Source organism: Tardiphaga sp. 37S4 (assembly GCF_021044645.1).
GTDB lineage: Bacteria > Pseudomonadota > Alphaproteobacteria > Rhizobiales > Xanthobacteraceae > Tardiphaga > Tardiphaga robiniae.
Window position 1 is genome coordinate 4,307,452 of record NZ_CP088008.1, and the last position, 20,698, is coordinate 4,328,149.

Annotated in this window: 23 protein-coding genes; 6 read left to right on the plus strand and 17 right to left on the minus strand. The window is 61.7% G+C overall.

Annotation, left to right across the window (positions count from 1 at the left end; genetic code table 11):
• Positions 1 to 24: 24 nt before the first annotated feature.
• From tolB to LPB73_RS20485, 8 genes are all read right to left on the minus strand, one after another.
• Positions 25 to 1,374, minus strand: a complete 1,350-nt coding sequence (gene tolB, locus LPB73_RS20450; protein ID WP_231077978.1) for a Tol-Pal system beta propeller repeat protein TolB — start codon at positions 1,372 to 1,374, stop codon at positions 25 to 27.
• A 44-nt stretch (positions 1,375 to 1,418) separates the two neighbouring features.
• On the minus strand, positions 1,419 to 2,408 hold the full coding sequence (gene tolA / locus LPB73_RS20455; RefSeq protein ID WP_414716812.1) for a cell envelope integrity protein TolA: 990 nt from the start codon (positions 2,406 to 2,408) through the stop codon (positions 1,419 to 1,421).
• Positions 2,409 to 2,460: 52 nt separating this feature from the next.
• Positions 2,461 to 2,934 carry a biopolymer transporter ExbD gene (locus LPB73_RS20460; RefSeq protein ID WP_093759405.1) on the minus strand — a complete coding sequence of 158 codons (474 nt, stop codon included), beginning with the start codon at positions 2,932 to 2,934 and terminating at the stop codon, positions 2,461 to 2,463.
• A gap of 37 nt (positions 2,935 to 2,971) precedes the next feature.
• Positions 2,972 to 3,685 (minus strand): protein TolQ, encoded by a 714-nt coding sequence (tolQ, locus tag LPB73_RS20465; protein WP_089261977.1) that lies wholly within the window; start codon positions 3,683 to 3,685, stop codon positions 2,972 to 2,974.
• 387 nt (positions 3,686 to 4,072) lie between these two features.
• On the minus strand, positions 4,073 to 4,552 hold the full coding sequence (locus tag LPB73_RS20470) for a DUF2852 domain-containing protein (protein WP_231077979.1): 480 nt from the start codon (positions 4,550 to 4,552) through the stop codon (positions 4,073 to 4,075).
• A 107-nt stretch (positions 4,553 to 4,659) separates the two neighbouring features.
• Positions 4,660 to 5,364 (minus strand): TetR/AcrR family transcriptional regulator, encoded by a 705-nt coding sequence (locus LPB73_RS20475; RefSeq protein ID WP_231077980.1) that lies wholly within the window; start codon positions 5,362 to 5,364, stop codon positions 4,660 to 4,662.
• Between the two features lie 163 nt (positions 5,365 to 5,527).
• Positions 5,528 to 5,953 (minus strand): YciI family protein, encoded by a 426-nt coding sequence (locus tag LPB73_RS20480; RefSeq protein ID WP_231077981.1) that lies wholly within the window; start codon positions 5,951 to 5,953, stop codon positions 5,528 to 5,530.
• Between the two features lie 27 nt (positions 5,954 to 5,980).
• Complete coding sequence (locus LPB73_RS20485) at positions 5,981 to 6,397, minus strand: YciI family protein (RefSeq protein ID WP_093759407.1); 417 nt, start codon at positions 6,395 to 6,397, stop codon at positions 5,981 to 5,983.
• Between the two features lie 62 nt (positions 6,398 to 6,459).
• On the opposite strand from LPB73_RS20485, the gene LPB73_RS20490 reads away from it, so the two are divergent.
• On the plus strand, positions 6,460 to 6,603 hold the full coding sequence (locus LPB73_RS20490) for a hypothetical protein (protein WP_231077982.1): 144 nt from the start codon (positions 6,460 to 6,462) through the stop codon (positions 6,601 to 6,603).
• Between the two features lie 4 nt (positions 6,604 to 6,607).
• Here LPB73_RS20490 and LPB73_RS20495 read toward each other — a convergent pair whose 3' ends face one another.
• On the minus strand, positions 6,608 to 7,549 hold the full coding sequence (locus LPB73_RS20495; RefSeq protein WP_231077983.1) for a LysR family transcriptional regulator: 942 nt from the start codon (positions 7,547 to 7,549) through the stop codon (positions 6,608 to 6,610).
• Between the two features lie 76 nt (positions 7,550 to 7,625).
• Between LPB73_RS20495 and LPB73_RS20500 the strand changes: the two genes are divergently transcribed.
• Entirely contained in the window at positions 7,626 to 8,219 is a 594-nt protein-coding gene (locus LPB73_RS20500; protein WP_231077984.1) for an isochorismatase family protein, read from the plus strand.
• 136 nt (positions 8,220 to 8,355) lie between these two features.
• Entirely contained in the window at positions 8,356 to 9,117 is a 762-nt protein-coding gene (locus tag LPB73_RS20505; RefSeq protein ID WP_231077985.1) for a pirin family protein, read from the plus strand.
• Between the two features lie 48 nt (positions 9,118 to 9,165).
• Here LPB73_RS20505 and LPB73_RS20510 read toward each other — a convergent pair whose 3' ends face one another.
• Entirely contained in the window at positions 9,166 to 9,531 is a 366-nt protein-coding gene (locus LPB73_RS20510) for a nuclear transport factor 2 family protein (protein WP_231077986.1), read from the minus strand.
• A gap of 5 nt (positions 9,532 to 9,536) precedes the next feature.
• Entirely contained in the window at positions 9,537 to 10,184 is a 648-nt protein-coding gene (locus LPB73_RS20515; protein WP_231077987.1) for a glutathione S-transferase family protein, read from the minus strand.
• 331 nt (positions 10,185 to 10,515) lie between these two features.
• Between LPB73_RS20515 and LPB73_RS20520 the strand changes: the two genes are divergently transcribed.
• The 3 genes from LPB73_RS20520 to LPB73_RS20530 all read left to right on the plus strand — a co-directional run bounded on the left by LPB73_RS20520 (position 10,516) and on the right by LPB73_RS20530 (position 16,047).
• On the plus strand, positions 10,516 to 12,711 hold the full coding sequence (locus LPB73_RS20520) for a TonB-dependent siderophore receptor (RefSeq protein ID WP_231077988.1): 2,196 nt from the start codon (positions 10,516 to 10,518) through the stop codon (positions 12,709 to 12,711).
• Positions 12,712 to 12,809: 98 nt separating this feature from the next.
• On the plus strand, positions 12,810 to 13,613 hold the full coding sequence (locus tag LPB73_RS20525; protein ID WP_092139189.1) for an SDR family NAD(P)-dependent oxidoreductase: 804 nt from the start codon (positions 12,810 to 12,812) through the stop codon (positions 13,611 to 13,613).
• Between the two features lie 184 nt (positions 13,614 to 13,797).
• Positions 13,798 to 16,047 carry a TonB-dependent siderophore receptor gene (locus LPB73_RS20530; RefSeq protein WP_231077989.1) on the plus strand — a complete coding sequence of 750 codons (2,250 nt, stop codon included), beginning with the start codon at positions 13,798 to 13,800 and terminating at the stop codon, positions 16,045 to 16,047.
• Between the two features lie 23 nt (positions 16,048 to 16,070).
• Here the strand turns inward: LPB73_RS20530 and LPB73_RS20535 are convergent, their stop codons facing one another.
• The 6 genes from LPB73_RS20535 to LPB73_RS20560 all read right to left on the minus strand — a co-directional run bounded on the left by LPB73_RS20535 (position 16,071) and on the right by LPB73_RS20560 (position 20,628).
• The gene (locus LPB73_RS20535) at positions 16,071 to 16,553 is read right to left on the minus strand and encodes a DUF1772 domain-containing protein (RefSeq protein ID WP_231077990.1); all 483 of its coding nucleotides are present in this window, start codon (positions 16,551 to 16,553) and stop codon (positions 16,071 to 16,073) included.
• 40 nt (positions 16,554 to 16,593) lie between these two features.
• Positions 16,594 to 17,793: a multidrug effflux MFS transporter gene (locus LPB73_RS20540; RefSeq protein WP_231077991.1), complete on the minus strand. Its 1,200-nt coding sequence runs from the start codon at positions 17,791 to 17,793 to the stop codon at positions 16,594 to 16,596.
• A gap of 254 nt (positions 17,794 to 18,047) precedes the next feature.
• Complete coding sequence (locus tag LPB73_RS20545) at positions 18,048 to 18,455, minus strand: VOC family protein (protein WP_068733526.1); 408 nt, start codon at positions 18,453 to 18,455, stop codon at positions 18,048 to 18,050.
• A gap of 15 nt (positions 18,456 to 18,470) precedes the next feature.
• Positions 18,471 to 18,872 (minus strand): DoxX family protein, encoded by a 402-nt coding sequence (locus LPB73_RS20550; protein WP_231077992.1) that lies wholly within the window; start codon positions 18,870 to 18,872, stop codon positions 18,471 to 18,473.
• An 80-nt stretch (positions 18,873 to 18,952) separates the two neighbouring features.
• Positions 18,953 to 20,266, minus strand: coding sequence for an RNA polymerase sigma factor (locus LPB73_RS20555; protein WP_231077993.1), 1,314 nt, complete (start codon positions 20,264 to 20,266; stop codon positions 18,953 to 18,955).
• Positions 20,263 to 20,628, minus strand: coding sequence for a YciI family protein (locus tag LPB73_RS20560; RefSeq protein WP_092139199.1), 366 nt, complete (start codon positions 20,626 to 20,628; stop codon positions 20,263 to 20,265). The genes LPB73_RS20555 and LPB73_RS20560 overlap by 4 nt, the downstream gene beginning before the upstream one ends.
• Positions 20,629 to 20,698 lie beyond the last annotated feature (70 nt).

Here is a 20,698-nt window from a genome sequence, read left to right on the forward strand (position 1 = left end):
CGCCGGTCGCTGCCAATCGTTTGTTTACGATAGTAATGGCGACCAGGCCGGGTCGGACGCGAAGCCAGGCGTCGGGACCTTGAGCTCGTTGCGGCCGGACACGTCGACCGTAAACAGGGACGGGCCCCCGCCCGTATCGCGGAAGAACATGATCACGCGGCCATTGGGCGCGAAGGTCGGACCCTCATTATGATAGCCCGACGTCAGCAGCCGCTCACCGGAGCCATCGGGCTTCATGATGCCGATCGAGAACTGACCACCACCCTGCTTGGTAAAGGCGATATAGTCGCCGCGCGGCGACCAGACCGGGGTCGAATAGCTGCCTTCGCCGAACGAGATGCGCTGGGCACCGCCGCCGGTTGCCGCCATCGTATAGATCTGCGGCTTGCCGCCGCGATCCGATTCGAAGCAGATCTTCGAGCCATCCGGAGAATATGACGGCGAGGTGTCGATTGCCGGCGTGTCGGTGAGTCGCGTCGTCGATTTCGACCGCAGGTCCATGACGAACAGGTTGGAATTGCCGCCCTGCTGCAGGCTCATGATGACGCGCTGGCCATCCGGCGAGAAACGCGGCGAGAACGACATGCCCGGGAAGTTGCCGACAACCTCACGCTGGCCTGTCTCGATATTGAAGAGATAGACCTTGGGATCACCCTGGCCGAATTCCATATAGGTGATCTCTTGCGTCGACGGCGAGAACCGCGGCGTCAGCACCAGATCGGCACCACGCGTCAGGTAACGCACATTGGCACCGTCCTGATCCATCAGCGCCAGTCGCTTGACGCGGCGCTCCTTGGAGCCCGTTTCGTCAACGAAGACCACGCGGCTATCGAAATAGCCCTTCTCGCCGGTCAGGCGCTCGTAGATCTGGTCGGAAATGATATGGGCGATACGACGCCAGTATTCCGGCGAGGTGAAATATTGCTGGCCTGCCAATTGCTGACCGGTGGCGATGTCCCACAGACGAAATTCGGCTTTCAGGCGACCATCGCCCTGACGGGTCATGCGGCCGGTGACCAGCGCCTGTGCATTCACGGTCTTCCAGTTCACGAAGTTCGGCGGCGCGTCGATGTTGACGGCCTTCTCGACGAAGGCGGCCGGATCGATCGGCGCGAACAGGCCGCTGCGCTTGAGATTGTTAGTGATCACCTGCGAAACGCCGACGCTGACTTCGTTGTCAGCGCCGGTGCCGGCATTGAAATTCGGAATCGCGATCTGCATGGGCGCAACGTCACCGCCGGTGATCGTCACGCGGGCTTGACCGAAAGCGGCGCGTTGACCGCCGATGATCAAACCGGCCGACGCGGCGCCGGCAATGAACTGGCGGCGGCTGGGCCGCAGCAGCGACCCTTCGAGTTCATTTTTAAAAATCATTTGTACCGGGCTTTTCATGTTGCGGTCTTCGTTGCAGCGCGAAGTCACGTTATTTTTTCAGTGAAATAAGGATTGAACGACTTCCATTCGTCGAACATCTGCGGCGGCAGCTTGTAGGGCTGGCAATCGATGATCGCACGCAGACCGCTCTCCTGATAGACCCGTTGATAAGGCGTGGTCGGCCGTCCGATCGCCACCGGAGTCGCCTCCAGCGTGCCGTCCTTCTTCAGTGCGATGCTGAACTCCGCTTCGACCTGCTGGGCTTCGATGCCGCCATACGGCTTCTTCCAGCAGCGATCCACCTGCTGCTTGAACATGGCGCCCCAGGTGGCGACGTTGCTGCCGGCTTTGCCTTTTGACGTGCCGAGCGCCTCGTTCGGATTAAGGTCCGAGCCCGTCACCGAATTGCGGGTCGGATCGCGCTTGTCGATCAGTGCTGCGATTTTCGACTGGTCAAACACACGCTCAGCCTTCTTGGTCTCTTCGGCCTTGGCTTTGGCCTCAGCCTTCGCTTTGGCTTCGGCTTTCGCCTTGGCCTGCGCTTCGGCTTTTGCCTTGGCTTCTGCCTGAGCCTTGGCGTCAGCCTCTGCCTTCGCTTCGGCCTCTGCCTTGGCGTCGGCGACTGCCGCGGCTTTCGCCTCCGCCTTGGCCTTGGCATCGGCCGCGGCTTTGGCTGCGGCTTCGGCTTTTGCGGCTGCCTCCGCCTTTGCTGCTTCGGCAGCGGCCTTTTCGTCGGTCTTGGGCTGTTCCTTCGGCGCCGTCTCGGTGATCACCGGCGGCTTCTTGTCGTCGATCTTGCCGACAGTATCCTCGACCGGCGGCTTGGCCTCGGCGACCTTCTCCACTTTCGGCTTCGGATTTTCCTTCTTGCCGGTCTTTTGACCGACCATGGACTGGCTTTCGACGCTGATGTCGACCCCGACGGAATCCTCCGGCATCACTTCCAATGCCTTGGAAGAGAACGTGAGAAGTCCCCACCCGATCACGATGACGTGCAGGGCTACCGATGCGATGAGTGTCTTGTCGACCTTCACGATCAGATTTCCAATCCTGCTCCTGCCCAGATCAACCGGCTGTTCCACGAGCTTACGTCCCCTGCTCCGGCAGGATCACGATATTGGCCTTGAATCCGGCAGAGCGAACAGTGCCGAGCAATTTCATCATGTCCGTGTAACAGACGTCCTTGTCACCACGGAGAAACACGGTGTTGTCTGTTTCCGAACGCGTCGCCCGGATCGCCTTGATCTTGGCGTCGAGCTCACTCACCGGCACGAGGGCGTCGCCGACATACATTTCGACCGCCGAATTACAGCCGCCGCCGGTGCGCTTCACCGACACGGTGAGCGGCGGAGCATTCTGCGATATCGACTTGCCGCCGCTCGCGATCGGCAGGTCGATATCGATGGTCGAGGTCATCAGCGGCGCCGACACCATGAAGATGATCATCAACACGAGCATGACGTCGACCATCGGGGTGACGTTGATCTCGGCCATGACGGCAGCACGCCGGCGCCCGCGCCGACCTCCGCCACCACCGCCCGAGCCCATATTCATCCCCATGACAGGGTGCTCACTTCAAGGTTCAATTCGTCACCCATCAGACGCGCTCGTCGATCTGGCGCGACAGGATCGCTGAAAATTCGTCGGCAAACCCCTCCAGGCGCTGGGCCTGTTTGTTCACTTCTGACGTGAATTTGTTGTAGAAAATAGTCGCCGGGATGGCGGCGATAAGGCCGATGGCCGTGGCGAACAGCGCTTCGGCGATACCAGGTGCGACCACGGCGAGCGACGTGTTCTTCGAGGCGGCAATCGCCTGGAAGCTCGACATGATGCCCCAGACGGTGCCGAACAGGCCGACGAAGGGGCCGGCCGAACCGACCGTCGCCAGCACCAGAAGGCGGCGCTCGAGCCGCTCAACCTCGCGGGCGATGGAGACGTTCATCACCTTGTCGATGCGCATCTGCAGACCGGTGAAGGAGCGCGCCTGGCTTTCAAAAGACCGCTTCCACTCGCGCATCGCCGCGACGAAACACGCCGCCATCGACTGCGTCGGCTTGGCAGAGAGCGCGCGGTACAGATCCTCGATGGACTCGCCGGACCAGAAGGCCTGCTCGAACCGGTCCATGGCGCGGCGTGTGCGCGCATACAGGAACATCTTGTCGATCGCGATCGCCCAGACCCACACCGAACAGCCCAGCAGTCCCAGCATGACCGCTTTCACGATCCAGTGAGCCTGCAGGAACAGCGCGATCAGCGAAACGTCGGATGAAGCCAGCGGCAGGGCTGACTGCGCCACATCGGCCGGATTCATGAACGGTATCCTCTCAACGCAAAAATCCTCAATTTGCCAGCGACTTGCTCATCGCTGGTGCCGCGGCCACGCATCGCGCGCGGCGCGGAACGCCAGTGCAATGTTCTTGTTGTGTCGCATGGAGGGCTTGTCCGAAGCCGAGCCCTAAATTCCCTGCCAACATGTCAAAACAAGGGCTTGCACGCGTTTCTGCGGCTTTTACCAGACGCCAGTCATGGTTAATGCGGAGTTACCAAAGCGTGTTTTGGCCGAGAAATGAAGCGGTATTCGCTTGTTCGTGAAGGGCCCGTGACAAAGCAAAACCGCCCGCCTGAATGATCAGACGGGCGGCGATGTCGGCATCGGGCGAAGGGGGCGCTACGCCTGACGCCTATCAGTTTCGGGCTGTTAGCCCTGCGGCTGATTGTTATCCGATGGCGGGGTCGGCTTTGGGCGGTGCTGCGCCATGAACTGGTCGAACTCTTCCTTGTCCTTGGCGTGACGCAGACGATCGAGGAAGTTCTTGAACTCGTGCTGTTCTTCCTCAAGGCGGCGCAGGGTTTCGACGCGATATTCGTCGAAGGCGCGGTTGCCCGAGGTCGGCGGGCCGAAGCCGAAGCCCGATCCGAAGCCTGAGCGCTCCATGCGGCTGCGCATGCGCTCCATCTTGTACTGCATCCGCTCCATCTTGTTCTCGAAACGGCCGTTACGATCCCAGCAACCCATTTTTCTGCTCCCGAGTGTGAAGAAGAGAAGTGCGAGGCCAACCGGCCACCAGATGATAAAACCGAGCACGATCAATACGATGTGCCATGGTGAGCGCATCTGGTAGGACACCCGATCATCGGCGGGTGGACCCCATCGATTGTAATCTGCAGCGTTGGCCATTTTCCTCTCCATCAGCGGCACCATGCCGCTTGTGAATGTAAATAACATTTACATACGTAGCTCACGGCCGGATTTTGTCAAGGCGACCGCTAGGGGAGCGCCGCGAATTATTTTGGGGCGGTTCCCCAAGGACCCGATTTGGGCGCTGTAGTTGTGTCGGACTTGTGGACGTTTTGGTCGGTTGGAAAGCCCAGTCCGCGCAAATAAATCAGCGCGCCGGCTTCCAGCAGGTCGTCCGGCGACATCGGCAGCTTGCGCCGCGCGGCATCGCCGCGGCCAAACAGCGAGGCCACGCCGTGCGCCAGCGACCAGATATGCAGCGCCATCATCATCGCCGGCGGACGCGTCACACCGGGCGGCGTCAAGGCGGCCAAACGTTCTGCCGCCGCACGGATCACACCGAAGGCACGTTCTCCCGCCGCGGCCAGTTCAGGACTGGAATCTACGGGGATTCCGGATTCGAACATCGCCGAATAGAAGGCCGGTTCAGTGCGGGCGAAGTTCAAATACGCCTTGCCGATCCGCTCGAAGGCCGTGACCGTATTCGGACGGCCATCATCCCACGCCGCCGTCAGCACCTGCTCGAACTGCTCGAAGCCACGCTGCGCGATGCTGGCGAGGAGGTCGTCGCGATCGCGGAAATGGCGATAGGGCGCGGCCGCGCTGACGCCGGCCGTGCGCGCGGCATCGGCGAAGGTGAAGCCCGCAGGCCCCTTCTCCGCAATCAGCCCCAGTGCCGCCTGCAGCAGGGCCTCTTTCAGATTTCCGTGGTGATAACCGCGCTCGCCGCGGCTGTCTTTGCGCCAGCTCATGTGAAGGGCTTTAACATGAGCCGGGCCAAAAGGTCACACCAAAACGGTGTGACCGGCGCAGATTCCCTCAACAAATCAACGCCCGCCGCATGCGGAAATCCTGCGGCAGGCATGCGGCCGTGTTGCGACACGACCGTTTCATGCCCGTCGCAGTGATTTTGCCTCAGCCGAGCCGCTTTGCGGTGGTCTGCATCTCCTCGAATCCCGAGGCGACGGCCTGCACGTCCTCCGGATAATCGGCCATTTCCTGCACCTGGCGGATCTCGATCACCTCGTTGGGCGTCGCCGGGCAGCGGCTGGCCCAGGCGATGGCCTCATCGCGCGAGGCGACGTCGATCATCCAGTAGCCGCCGAGCACTTCCTTGGACTCCGCGAACGGCCCGTCGGTCACCACCGGCTTGCCGGATGGAAAGGACACCCGCGCGCCCATCGATGGCGGGTGCAGTCCGTCGCAGGTGATCAGCACACCAGCGTCCATCAGCGCCTTATTATAGGCCATCATCGCGGCGACGCGCTCGATGTCCTCCGGCACGGTGCCCGGCGCCGCAGTCTCATAGCCGCCGGGGATCATCAGCATCATGAATCGCATGGTCATTATCCTCGTTGATCTCGTCGCTTATTTCTTGGCGGCTTGCGCCCGCAGGCGCTCTTCCTTCTCGCGCAATTCGGGTGTGAGGGCGTCGCCGAAATCCTCGGCCGCAAACACCTGACGGATCTCAATCTCGTCACCGGCCGCAAACGGCGCGCGCTTCATCCACGCGATCGCCTCGTCCTTCGAGGCGACGTCGATCAGCCAGAAACCCGCTATCAGATCGCGCGTCACATCGAACGGCCCCTGCTTCACCACTGGCTCACTGCCGGTAAAGGTGATCCGCGCGCCTTTCGATGTCGGGTGCAGCCCCTCGCCGGCCTGCATCACGCCGGCATTGCACATCTCTTCATTGAACTTGCCCATCGCGGTCAGCAGTTCCGTCGTCGGCATCACGCCGGCTTCGGTGTCCTTGTTCGCATGCACAATCACCATGAAACGCATCGGTCTTTCTCCGTTGGAAGGTTCGACTGCAAGGATGACGAAGCAGCTTTTGCCAGTCCGACATGACCGGTGAAATTATTTCAGACGTCATGACCAATGGATTTTTTCCTTCAACCATGGTCCAGGCTTCTACAATTACCGGATCACAACTGGCCGCCCGTGTGGCTCTCCCGGACGCAATCATCGCTCAACAGCATTTCGAATGATCGACTAGCGCGACGCCCGATCATCTTTCAGCGCATCTGCGAATTCGGTCACGATTGCCTTTATCAGGCGACCGCTGAACCTATCCTTTTGCCACAGCGCCGTCATTTCGACAGGAGATGGCTCCCAGTCTGTCAGGACGCGAATAAGCGCACCGGATGTCAGTGCGGCTTCAACCAAAAAGAATGGCAGGTTGGCAATCCCGAGGCCCGCAATTGCGGCGTCCACCAATATCGTCTGCCGGTTGGCCGCAAAGCTGATTTTGGGATGGATAGTCGCGGTCACGCCTTTGTCGTTTCGCAGATCCCATTCGACCAGATCGCGACGGATCGCAAGCGCGGGAATTTCCCTGAGGTCCTGCGGCTCTTTCAAACCGGAGTGTGCCGATAAAAAGTCCGGGCTGGCGACCAGCACTCTCGGCAAGGTGGCAATTCTCCTGAAGATGAGTTCGGAGTCCGCGACCGGCCCCATCCGAACCACCAAATCGTATCCTTCCTCAATCAGCGACACTCTGCGATCGGCAAGGGTTATCTCAATCGCGACATCGGGATGTCTGGCCCCGAACCGGATCAACGCAGGCGCAAGCACTGCAGTGGCGATATCGGGCGGCAAGGAAAGACGAATGTTGCCCGACAGGGCTGCGCGCTCGTCCTGAACCTCGGCTACGGCCTCTTCAGCGAGCGAGAAGGCCGCACGGCTTCGTTCGAAAAGTTGCTGCCCCTGCTCTGTGAGCACGACGCCCTTCTTCGTTCGCCGGACGAGTCGGACGTTCAAGGTATTTTCCAGCACCGACAGTCGCCGGGACAGCGTCGCTTTCGGAATGCCCGTCGCACGCTCGGCCGCCGCAAGCCCTCCGGCCTCGACGATACGAGTGAACAGCGCAAGGCCGTCGAAATCTCCGAAGACTGTCATGTTCCATTTATGAAACATGATGAGGTCATTTTTCAAGCCTGCCGCTGGCTTTGTTTCATTTCTACACTTATGGGCGAGCAATGACGCTCTTTGAGCCAAACGAGGTCAGATCATGCCCAATTACTTCACCCCGGAAAATTCCGCGCTTCTGCTCATCGATCATCAGATCGGCACGATGCAGTTGATCAAGAACATCGACGTCGCCAGAGCCAAGCGCATGTCGCTGGCACTGGCGAAAACAGCGAGCATCCTGAACATTCCGACCGTCCTGACGTCGAGCCAGGAAGATCGCCTGCAGGGGCCGCTGTTGCCGGAGCTGCAGGAGATCCTGCCAGACGCCTTCAAAGCGCGCGTCAAGCGCGAAGGCATCGTCAACGCCTGGACCGACGTCAACTTCAAGGCGGCGGTGGAAGCAACGGGACGAAAGAATCTGATCATGGCCGGTGTCACGACCGATGTCTGCCTTGTCTTCCCGGCGATCGATGCGGTGACCGAAGGCTACAGCGTCCAAGCGGTCATGGACGCTTCGGGGTCTCCATTCGAGCTCTCCGAGGATATGTCCCGCCGGCGCATGCAGGATGCTGGCGTTGTTTTAACAGCGACCAACACGATGATCGCCGAACTCGCTCAGAACTGGGGAACGCCCAATGGGCAAAAACTCATCCAGTTGCTGTTCAGCGAAGTGCTTCCGCCGATCAATCCGTAACGCCATCGCGCCCGCCGAAGCTGGAGCCTCATTGGTTCTGATGGAAGCAGAACCGAGCTCCAGCTTTTTGTTTGAAGCGTTTTCTTGACGCGAACCGGCATCCACTTCGCTCGAAAACGCGATAAGGAGAAAAAACATGACCTCAGCACCAACTATCGCAGGGATCGGTGTCGTCTCGCCTGAAAGCCATCAGGTGCGGTCGCAAGGGCCATTCCAGTTGCGTCGCATCCGTCCCGGCATCGCTCTGGGACAGCCAAACGACGCAGGCTTCGGCGGGCTTGGCGTTATCGACCACGCCCGGCTGCAACCCGGCCTCGTCGTGAGGATGCACGAGCATCGCAATGACGAGATCATAAGCTACATGCGCGCAGGCCGCATGCAACACACCGACTCCGCCGGAAAGAGTGAACTTATATCGCCCGACCGGTTGATGGTGATGAACGCAGGCCGCGGTTTTCATCATGAAGAACGAGTTGTCGGAGACGACCAGATCGAAATGCTGCAGATTTTCGTTCGGCCTGAAGCCGCAGACGAAGAGCCAATCGTTCAATTTGTCGAACTCGATGAGATCGAGCGAAACGATCAATGGCGGTTGCTGACCGGACCGAAAGTATCCGACGCACCGACCTTCGTACGTCAGGCCGTCTATTTGTACGATACCCACCTATCGGCGGGTCGAAGCATCGACCTCCCGTCCAAACCCGGGTTTGATCGTTGGCTATATGTTTTTCAAGGCAGAATATCTGCGGGACAGCACGACGTCGGAACGCACACCGCGCTGATGCTTGCCGCGGATCAGGCCGAGATGAATGTTACCGCTGTCCAGGAAACTGATCTTGTTGTTTTCCTCGTTGATCGGAGCGCTAAGTTCTCGCGTGGAGGGACTATCAGTGGCTGAATCCGAATGGATGGTTCGGATCTTGTCCGCACTCGTATGATTACGCCCTTACGACACCTGCTTCTGAAACACCCCGTTCTTGTAACTCGCGCCGAAATACACATCGATCGACCGGATGAGATCGCCCTCGAAGCCGAAGACTTCGGTGTTGCGAAAACTCTTGCCGTCCTTCGCCACGCAACGATAGGTCACGAACGCCGTATCGCCATCGACGGCGATACGCTCAAGATCATGCTGCGCGATCCAGTTGGCAACACGCCAGCAGCGGGCGAAATAGGTCGCCTTGTCGATCCCGTCATCGAACGGGCTCGTAAAGGTGAAGTCGTCCGTGAACGCATCTTCGACGGCCCCGCGGTCATTGCGCAGATAGGCTGCAAACAGGTCTCGGATGGCGTGGGTCTTGTCAGCGCTCATATGGATCACTCCTGCGGAAACATGTGCGCGTAGGGCTCCGCCTCCTTCACCACCCGTGCGAATGATGGACGCGCCAGCAGCCGGCCAAGATAGGCCGAGACGTTGCGATGTGCGTCTCCGAACGGATGCACCTTGTTCGCGTAGTACAACGCCGGAGCCGCGGCGCAGTCGGCGAGCGTGAACGCTGCGCCCATCGCCCACGCGTTCGTCGCCATCTGCTTGTCGATCATGCCGTAGGATGTGGTGAGCAACGCCCGCGCCATGGCCACACCATGCGGATCCTTCTTGTCGGCCGGCACCAGACGGTCGCCGACGATCTTCTGCGTCGGCGTGTGCACGTAGAGATCATAGAAGCGGTCGCGTAACCGCATCTGCAGGCCGGCGTCGCCATCGGGGATGAAACGCGTGCGGCCGGGAAAATGCCGGTCGAGAAACTCGATGACAATGGAGGACTCCGGCACGATCGCGCCGCGCTCATCATCTTCCAGCACGGGGAATTTGCCGATCGGCCACAGTTTCAACAGCGCCGCGCGCTCAGCTTCGTCGCCGAGATTGACCATATGCGGCGTAAACGGCGTGTCGTTCTCGTACAGCGCGACCAGCGCCTTCCAGCAATAGGACGACAGCGGATGGAAATGCAGTGTGAGGGACAAGGGAACCTCCTGTCGGGATGGATGAAATACATCGCCGCTACATGAGCCTGGCGAATGACGTCAACCAAGGACGAATGGGCTCTGCGTATCCCGACAACTACTGGCCCATTTTCGCTACAGAGGAGCCAAAATCCATCCATACAGGCCTTGGGCATATTCAGAGATCGAAAAGTAGAACGATACTAAGCTGGCAACCTGTGGAAATGGCCATTTGCCGTTCACACCGCTTCACGCGCGCGTTACCGACTTAGCTGAAAATTAGCTAAGGAGCGTAAGCGTGGCCATTTCCCAAACCTCACAGCGACTCTTCGGAGCGTCTATCGCAGTTCTTATGACCTTCGCGATCGAAGCTCCGGCGCAGGCGCAGAGCCAGCTTCCGCCCGTCGTTGTCGAGCAGGCCAAACCGCGCGCCACGCCGGCACGTCCGCAGCGGTCGCAGGCGGCGCGCTCCGCCGCCAGCCGTCGAACTGCAACGCGGGGCCCGACGGCGCTGGCCGCGACCGCCGCTCCGGCTGCTGCAGCTTTCGAATCCGGCACGGGTCCGGTCCAGGGCTACCTCGCCGGGCAGAGCACCACTGGCATGAAGACGGACACGCCACTGCGCGAGACGCCGCAGTCGATCACGGTGGTCACGACCGATCGCATGGCCGATCAGGGCGCGACGAGTGTTCAGGATGCCCTGCGCTATATCCCGGGCGTCTTCGCCGACGCCTACGGTGTGGACTCACGCGGCGACTATCCGCGCATCCGCGGTCAGGACCCCAATATCTATCTCGACGGTACACGCGCGGCGGACGCCTATCGGTTCAACGAATGGCGGCCCGATCCCTATACGGCCGAGCGCATCGAGGTGATGCGCGGACCGGCGTCCGTACTGTACGGCGACACGTCCACGGCGGGCCTGATCAACCTGATCTCGAAGCGCCCGCAGGCGGAAGCGGCGAGCGAGATCGGCGTTCAATTTGGCAGCTTCAACCGCAAGCAGGTGCAGATCGATACGACCGGCAAGCTGACCAAGGATGGCGAGTGGTTGTATCGCTTCGTCGGCGTCTTCCGCGACAGCAACATGCAGACCGACTTCACCAAGGACGACCGCATCGTGCTGGCACCGTCGCTGACCTGGCGGCCGACCAACAACACCAGCTGGACTGTGCTCGGCACCTATCAGAAGGACACGAGCGGCAGCTCTACGGCGTTCCTGCCGCATGAAGGCACGCTGTTCGCGGGGCCGAACGGCTTCATTCCGGTGAATCGCTTCGCGAGCTATCCCGGCTACGACAAATACCAGACCGAGACCGGTGCTTTCAGCAGCCTGTTCGAACACAGCTTCAACGATGCCGTGAAAATCACCCAGAACCTGCGCTTCACGCATGTCGAAGGCATCTATCGGACGGCCTACCCGGATTCCTACTCAAATCCCTCGAATCCGTTTCTGGATCCCGAGCACCGAACGGTGGCGCGCTACATTTCCAGCCAGGAAGTGGCCAAGGACAGCCTGACCATGGACAACAATGTCCAGCTCAAGCTGCTGACCGGACCTGTTTCACACAAGATGCTGTTCGGCCTCGATTATCGCGACCTGAACCAGCGCACACGTTCAGGCGGTGGCTTTGATCCAACACCGTTCGATCTCTATGCTCCCGTCTACACCAGTCTTACGGCGCCTGTGTTGTCCGACACCCCCGCGGTGCGGCAAAGCCAGCTCGGCCTGTACGCGCAGGACCAGATGCGGCTCGGCCCCTGGCTCGCCACGGTCGGCGTTCGACAGGACTATGTCAGCAACCGCGTCGCAGGCAGCCCCGACGAAGACACCAAGGCCACAACGGGCCGCGTGGGCCTGATGTATGAAACGCCTGTTGGCTTCAACCCCTACGTCACCTACGCGCAGTCGTTCAATCCGATCTTCGGCGCCAATGTCTGCGCCGAGATCTGCAAGGCGCAGCGCGGCGAGATCTACGAGGTCGGTTTCAAGTACAATCCATTCCCGGGCACCGCGATCAATGGCGCTATTTTCGACACAGTTGAGAAGAACCGGCTGGCCTCGGGATCCGTGCCCGATGCAAATGGTTTCATCGCTTCGATCCAGACCGGACAGGTGCGTATCCGTGGCGTGGAGCTCGAGGTCATCACCCAGGTGACGCCCGACCTCAGACTGATTGGCAGCTACTCCTATCTCGATGCCAAGGTTGAAAGCGGCGACAATGTCGGCAAGCATGTGGAAACCGTGCCGGATCACCAGGCATCGCTGTGGGGCACCTATCGCTTGACGTCGCTGGGTCTGCGCGACGTCACCCTCGGCGGCGGCGTGCGTTATATCGGCCAGTCCTGGGACGGCACGGATACGCTCCGCACGCCGGACTACACGCTGTTCGACGCCATGATCAAATACGAGACAGGCCCTTGGCGTTTCCAGGTCAACGCCAGCAACATCACCGACAAACGGCACCTCGCCACCTGCCTCGCGCGTGGCGACTGCTTCTACGGCATCGGGCGCACAGTGTTGGGGTCAGCGACCTACCGGTTCTGAGTGGTCAGACCTGCCACAACCAGTTCGCGGCCGGGCTTGTCCCGGCCGTTTGCGTTCTCTAAACAGCCCTGCAACGATCAAGGACGACAGGGCAGGACATGACCAAAGCTGACGGCAAGGAACAGATTCGCAAGGTTGCACTCGTCACCGGCGCCGCGCGCGGCATCGGCCTTGCGGTGGCCAAGCGCTTTCTTGGCGAGGGCTATCGTGTCGCGCTGCTGGATATCGAGCGCGAGCTGCTCGATGCCAGCGTCAAGGCGCTGAACGATCCCGACAACACGCTGGCGCTACATACGGATGTCTCCGACGCTGCTGCTGTCGACAAGGCCTTTGCCGCCACGCAGGCCCGCTTCGGCCGGCTCGATGCGCTGGTCAACAATGCCGGCATTGCGAATTTCAAGCCTCTGCTCGAGACGACGCTGGAGGAGTGGGAACGCATCATGGCCGTGAACCTCACCGGCCCGTTCCTGTGCACCAAGGCGGCGGCCCCCTTGATGCGCGAGCATGGCGGCGGCGCCATCGTCAACATCGCCTCGATCTCGGCGCTACGCGCGTCCACGCTGCGCGTCGCCTACGGCACCAGCAAGGCCGGCATCATTCACTTCACCAAGCAGTCCGCTGTCGAGCTCGCGCTGCTCGGCATCCGCGTCAATGCGGTGGCGCCAGGCCCGGTGGAGACGGCGATGGCCAAGGCCGTGCATACGCCGGCGATCCGCGCCGATTATCACGATGCGATCCCGCTCAATCGCTATGGCGGCGAGGACGAACTCGCCGACGCGATCTTCTTCCTGTGCAGCGACCGGTCGAGCTACATCACCGGCCAGATGCTGGCGGTCGACGGCGGTTTCGACGCCACCGGCATCGGCCTGCCGACGCTGCGGCGCGAGGGCATCAACGGCTAGCGAAGGTCCGTGCCCGGATGACGTGCAGCATCATCCGGATTGCGCGGCTGCCGATTCGATCGCGCAGCTTTGCCAACTTAGAGAGATACTAATTCCAGACTAATTGTATGACGCCCCGGACGTCTTCCGGCTGCGTCGCTGCGTGATAAGTCGCCTGCATCACTTGGTAATGGGGTGCGGGCAAATGACATTCAAATCTTCCACACATCTGGGATGGCTGGTCGGGACGGCGCTGCCGATGCTGGCGCTGATCACGACGCCATCGCAGGCTCAATCGCCGCAAGGCAGCACCGCATTGCCAGCCGTGGTGGTGGATCAACCCGTTCGCCCGGCCGCGCGTACACGAGCGACCCGCCCATCGACCGCTCGCGCGCGTGCAACACGCCAGGCTGCGGCACGCAACAATGCGCCGGTTGCGGCCGTCACCGCGGCTCCCTGGGTTCGCGCGGAAACCGCCACCGGCCCGGTGCAGGGCTATCTCGCCAATCGCGGCATGGGCGGCACCAAGACCGACACGCCACTGCGCGAGACGCCGCAGTCGATCTCGGTCGTGACTGCCGATCGCATCACCGACCAGGGCGGCCTATCTGTCCAGGAAACCCTGCGCTATGTGCCCGGCGTGACCGCCGATCCGTTCGGCGGCGATGCCCGCGGCGACTACACGTTGATCCGCGGCCAGGAGCCGAGCCGCTATCTCGACGGCATGCAGGGCTCGCGGCTCAGCCAGGTGCTGGAATGGCGCCGCGATCCCTATGCGCTGGAGCGCATCGAGGTGCTGCGCGGACCATCGTCCGTGCTGTATGGCGGCTCGTCCACCGGCGGCGTGCTCAACGAAGTGTCGAAGCGCCCGCAGGCCGAATCCCGCAACGAGATCGGCGTGCAGTATGGCTCCTTCGACCGCAAGCAATTGCAGATGGACTCCACCGGCAAGCTGACCAAGGACGGCGAGTGGTTGTATCGCTTCGTCGGCGTATTGCGCGACTCCAACTCGCAGGTCGACTATGTGCCGAACGACCGCATCCTGCTGGCGCCGTCGTTGACCTGGCGTCCGACCAACGACATCTCCTGGACCGTGCTCGGCAACTACCAGAAGGACAGTTCCAGCTCGTTCAGCGCCTTCCTGCCCATCGAAGGCGTGCTGAAGCCTGGCCCGAACGGCTTCATCCCGGTCAACCGCTTTGCCGGCGAGCCGAATTACGATCGCTACAACATCACCACCGGCGGCGTCACCAGCCTCTACGAGCAGAGCTTCGGCGATGTGCTGAAGATCAAGCAGAGCTTCCGCTACAGCCACACCGACGGCGATTACGCCATCATGTATCCGGACCTGTATTCCAACCCGACCAATCCATTCCTGGATGCCGGCCGGCGTACCGTGCAGCGGATCTACTACGCCCGTCAGGCCGCGAAGGACGCCTTCACCTCCGACAGCAATGCCGAAATCAAGCTGCAGACTGGCGCGGTGTCGCACAAGGTGCTGGTGGGCATCGACTATCTCGGCCTGCACGAGAAAACCCGCAGCGGCACCGGCCTCGATCCGCGGCCATTCGACCTGTATGCGCCGGTCTATAGCAGTTTCTCGGCCTCGCTGACCGACGATCGGCAGGCACAGCAGGGCCAGACCGGCTTCTATGCGCAGGACCAGATGCGGCTGGGACCATGGCTCGCACTGCTCGGCGTGCGGCAGGACTATGTCAGCTATAGTATCGAGGGACTGCCCACCCAGAACGACAGGGCCACCACCGGCCGCGCCGCGCTGATGTACGAATTGCCGTTCGGCGTGACGCCCTATGTGTCCTGGGCGCAATCGTTCAATCCGATTTTCGGCGCCGGCACCTGCGCCACGTTCTGCAAGCCGGTTCGCGGCGAGCAGTATGAGGTCGGCGTCAAGTACAATCCGTTCGCCGGCACGGCGATCAATGTCGGATTTTACGATACCACCGAGAAGAACCGACTGTCCGGCGACCCGTCCAATCCGATCTTCTCGATCCAGACCGGTCAGGTGCGGATCAAGGGCCTTGAGCTGGAAGTACTGACCAGCGTCACACCCAATCTCGACCTGATCGGCGCCTATGCCTATACCGACGCGCGGATCGAGTCCGGCGACAATGCCGGCAAGCGCGTCGCCAGCGTGCCGCAGCAGCAGGCGTCTCTGTGGGGCAAATATCGGCTGGCCTCGCTCGGCCTGCCAGAGGTCACCGTCGGCGCCGGCGTGCGTTACATCGGCGAATCCTGGGACGGCATCGACGTGCTGCGCACGCCGGACTACACGCTGTTCGATGCCATGGTGCGCTGGGACAACGGCCCGTGGCGGCTGCAGTTCAACGCCACCAACATTGCCGATACCCGCAACATCGCCACCTGTCTGTCGTTCGGCGACTGCTTCTACGGCATGGGCCGCACGCTGCTGAGCACCGCGACGTATCGGTTCTGAGGCGACGAGGCAGCAGGTCTGCACTAGAGAACGCGGAGCCCCAGCATAAAAAAGGCCAGCGCGCCGGTGGATGCCGCCGTGCGCACGTGGTTCCAGCCGGTCCAGACCGACAGATAGCGCGTCCACAGACTTGCAGTCTCGGCGCTGTCGGCCGGCGCGGCAGCGAGCGCGTCGTTCAGCGGCACGTTGAAGACAACGGTGACGAGGAAGGTACCGACGGTATAGAGCAGCGCACCCGTGACGAGATAGGGTGACGCTGGATGCGACCAGTTCAGCACCGCAATCACAGCGATGATGACGCAGAGCAGCACCGTGCCCATGAAAGCGGTGAGGAACGGCGGGCTGAGAATCGTGCTGTTGATCGACTGCATCGCGGCAATACCGGCCGGTGCCGGCAACTTGCCGAGCGCGGTCATCACCGTGACCGAGAATACGAAGAACAGCCCGGCCATCAGGCCGGAGCCTATCGCTGCTGCAAATGTCAGGCCGAACGACATTCGTCCCATCCTCACCTCGACCCCGTCGGCGCGCAGCCTAGCAGTTTTACTACTCCGCGAGCTGCGGCGAAAGTTCGCGCGGGCGTAGCGTGGCGATACTGACGGCAAGCGCACCAACCGCCGTGCAGGCGATGGTCGCGACCATCGGCAGCGAGGTGCCGTCGAAGAACAGCCCGGACACGCCGATCATCACACCGCCACTGACCATCTGCAGCGTACCGCCCAGGGCGGAGGCGATGCCGGCGATGGGGCCGTGGTTCTCCAGCGACAGCACCATGGTGGATGGGATCACTAGACCGAGGAAGGCGAAGGAGACGAACAGCAGCGGAATCAGCACGGCAAGGCTGGTGAAGCCGGCCAGTGTCAGCGCCAGCAGCACGACTGCGAAAAACGCATAGGCCGACACCGCCGCCATCACCACGCGGCCCATGCCGAAGCGGCCACCGAGATAGCCCGCGAATTGCGAGGCGCCAATGAAGCCGATGGCATTGACCGAGAAAGCCAGGCTGTATTGCGTCGGCGTCAGGCCGTAGTGCCCGATATAGACAAAGGACGATGTCGCAAGAAACGCAAAGAAGCTCGCCATGCCGAGACCACCGATGAAGGTGAGCCCGAGGAAGTGCCAGTCGCGCAAAAGCTCGCCGAAGCTGCCGAGCACATTGCGCACGCTGCCCGAGATGCGCTCATGCGCGGGGCGCGTCTCCGGCAGCAACGAGGCCACCAACACAAGGGCAATGACGGCTGCGATGGTCGTTGCGACGAACACCGCACGCCAGCCGAACGGCACGATCAACGCGCTGCCGCCGAGCGGCGCGAGGATCGGCGATACCGAGAATACCAGCATGACCAGCGCCATCAGCCTGGTCGCCTCAGGGCCGGTGTGCAGATCGCGAATGATGGCGCGCGGGATCACGCCCATGGCGGCGGCGCCGAGACCCTGGATAAAGCGGAACGCAATCAGCCACGCCACACCCGGCGCCAGCGCGCAACCAATCGACCCGGCGATGAACAGCGTCAGACCCGCATAGAGCGGCGCCTTGCGGCCATAGACGTCGGACAGCGGGCCATAAGCGATCTGGCACAGGCCGAACGCAATGAAGAACGCAATCAGCGTCATCTGCGTCGCCGAGGTCGTGGTGTGCAGGTCGGCGGTGATCGCCGGCAGCGCCGGCAGATACATGTCGATGGCGAAGGGACCGACAGCGGAGAGCAGGCCGAGCACGACGGCGTTGCGGGTAAAGGCGGACATGGGATTTTCTTTTCTTGTTCAACGTGGCCGCGACGCATCTTCGATCGCTGATCGTGACACACCGGCTGGGATGAGGAGCAAGGCACAGCCTCTCACAACACCAATGATCTGACGGGGCGCCTTGTAGCGGAAGCGAGCCCTACACGCCAATCAAGCGGTTGGCATCGTGTCCCGCCCCTCACCCGCCGCGAAGACGCGGCGACCTCTCCCCGCGCAGGTGCGGGGAGAGGTAAGAAAGCGGCGTACGCCTCACATCACTCCATCGCGCAGTTGATCATCCAGGGCGCACCGAATTTGTCGACACACATACCAAATCCCTTTGACCAGAACGTGGCGCCGAACGGCATCTTGATGGTGCCGCCCTCGGACAATGCCGCGAACACCTTGGCGCCATCTGCAGGATCCTGGATCTGCAGACAGACCGACATGCCCTGCATCTTCTCGAAATAATCCGGCGGCGCGTCGGAAGCCATGATGACCTCGCCATCGACCGAGATCTGGCCATGCAGCACCTTCTTGGCCATCGACGGTGGCATCTGTTCCGCCGCAGGCGAGCCTTCCACATGCATGATGACGTCGATCTTGGCGCCGATTGCCTTCACATAGAAGTTGAGAGCCTCTTCGCAATTGCCGTTGTAGTGAAGATAGGGATTGACCTGCATCGCTCTTTCCTCCGGTTAAAGACTCTGGTTTCGGATCGGGATCATCGCGCGCATGGCGGGATCGCGCAGGTACAGCCCACCCCATGCCATCACGCCGATGTAAAAGCCAAACAACAGATGCGTGAACAGCGGGCTGTCGACGCGCAGATGCGTCGCCATCGCGCCACCGAGCAGCCCGGTGAGCAGAATGGCGCCGAAAACGGACGTGCGCGGGGTCGCGTAAAACAATGCGCAGAGCAGCGTGAGAACGCCAAGGCCGCGCGCCTGCGCCATACTGCCGCTATAGCCGAGCTGCTGCATGGTCTCGGTAACCTCCTTGATCGGCACCAGCTTGATCCCGCCATCCATCACAAGAAAGAGAATGACGAGGCCGCTGAGAATGCGGCCGATCCACAGCGCGGTACGGGAAACGGGCATGAAATGGGTCCTGTGGTTCGAATAGAGAGCGCTGTCTCCAAGACGAACGGCATCGGCGTCATCCGACAGCGCCATAAAAACTATTTTGGAGCAGCCGCCTTGTTCTTCGCCTGATTCTTGGCCTTGTTCGTGACCTTCGGTCGCGGCTTGCTCTCCAGCATCAGCCGGTCGAGATGCATCCGGATGTGATCCGCCTCCGTCGAGGTATTAGCCAAAGCGATGGCGCGGTTGAAGCTCTCTCGCGCTTCATCGTTGCGGCCGAGTTGCATCAGATATGCGCCTTGCACGCCGAAAAAGTGGAAGTAATTTGAAAGTTTCGCGGCCAGCGGCGCGATCATCTCCAACGCCGCTTCGGGACCGCGCACTTTCGAGACCGCCACCGAGCGGTTGAGCGTGATCACCGGCGACGGCTGCAGGATTTCCAGCGAGCCATAAAGCAACTCGATCTGCGCCCAGTCGGTGTCTTCCGGCTTGGCCGCGCGGGCATGCAACGCGGCAATGGCAGCCTGGATCTGATAGGCGCCGGTGCGGCGATGCCGCATCGCCTTGTCGATCAACGCCAGGCCTTCGGCGATCATCTTGCCGTTCCACAGCGTACGGTCCTGATCGTCGAGCAACACGAGCGCGCCATTGGCATCGAAGCGCGCCGCCGAACGGGCATATTGCAGCAGCATGAGCGCTGCGAGGCCCATGATCTCCGGTTCGGCCGGAAACAGCTTGAGCAGCAGCCGTCCCAGGCGGATCGCCTCCTCGCATAATGGCGCGCGCAGATCGATGCTCTCGCCTGACGCCGAATAACCCTCGTTGAAGATCAGATAGAGCATGGCGGCCACGGCAGCGAGACGCTCGCTGCGTTCCGGCGCGCCGGGCGTCTCGAACGGCACATTGGCCTTGGCCACTGCCGCCTTGGCGCGCGTGATGCGCTGTTCCATCGCGGCATCCGAGACGAGGAACGCGCGGGCGATCTGCTTCACTGTCAGGCCCGAGACGATGCGTAGTGCGAGCGCGATCTGCTGCGTCGCCGGGAGCTGCGGATGGCAGCAGATGAACAACAGCCGCAGGATATCGTCGCGATAATGCGATCCATCGAGACGCTCGGCGAGCTCGCTCTCGGCATCGTCCAGATCGGATATCGCGTGGTCGTCCTCCGGCAGCGGCTGCTGCTTCGCGCCGCGGCGGATATCGTCGATAGCCACATTGCGACCGACCATGATCAGCCAGGCGGCGGCATCGCGCGGCGGGCCATTTTGCGGCCAGGTCTTCAGCGCGCGCAGGCAGGCGTTCTGGAACGCCTCCTCCGCGGTGTCGAGGTTACGGAAATAGCGCAGCAACGCACCGAGCGCCTGGGGACGCGCCGAGGTCAGCGCCGCATCGATCCAGGCGACATCGGTCATGGCTGGAACGCTCCGTGGAAGACGCCGATCGGGCGAATTTCATAGGCGCCGCCGGGATTGGCGCGGCCGAGGTCCTGCGCAATCTCCAGCGCGCCGTCGAGATTTTCTGCCTCGACCACATAGAAGCCGAGCAACTGTTCCTTGGTTTCGGCGAAGGGGCCGTCCAGCACCACCGGCGGCTCGTCCTTGCGCAGCGTTGTCGCCGCGGTGGTCGGCAGCAGTCGCGCAACGGGACCGAGCCGGCCCTGCTGCGCGAGCTTGCCGTGCACAACGGCAAGCTTCGCCATCACGGCGTCGTCTTCGTCCTTCGACCAGCCGCCGACAACGGCTTCATCATGGTAGCAGAGGATGGCGTAAAGCATGGGGTCTCCTTGGATGAAAGACGGTCGGCATCGTGCGATCCCGACAGGTTAGCGGAAATTATTGTTGGGA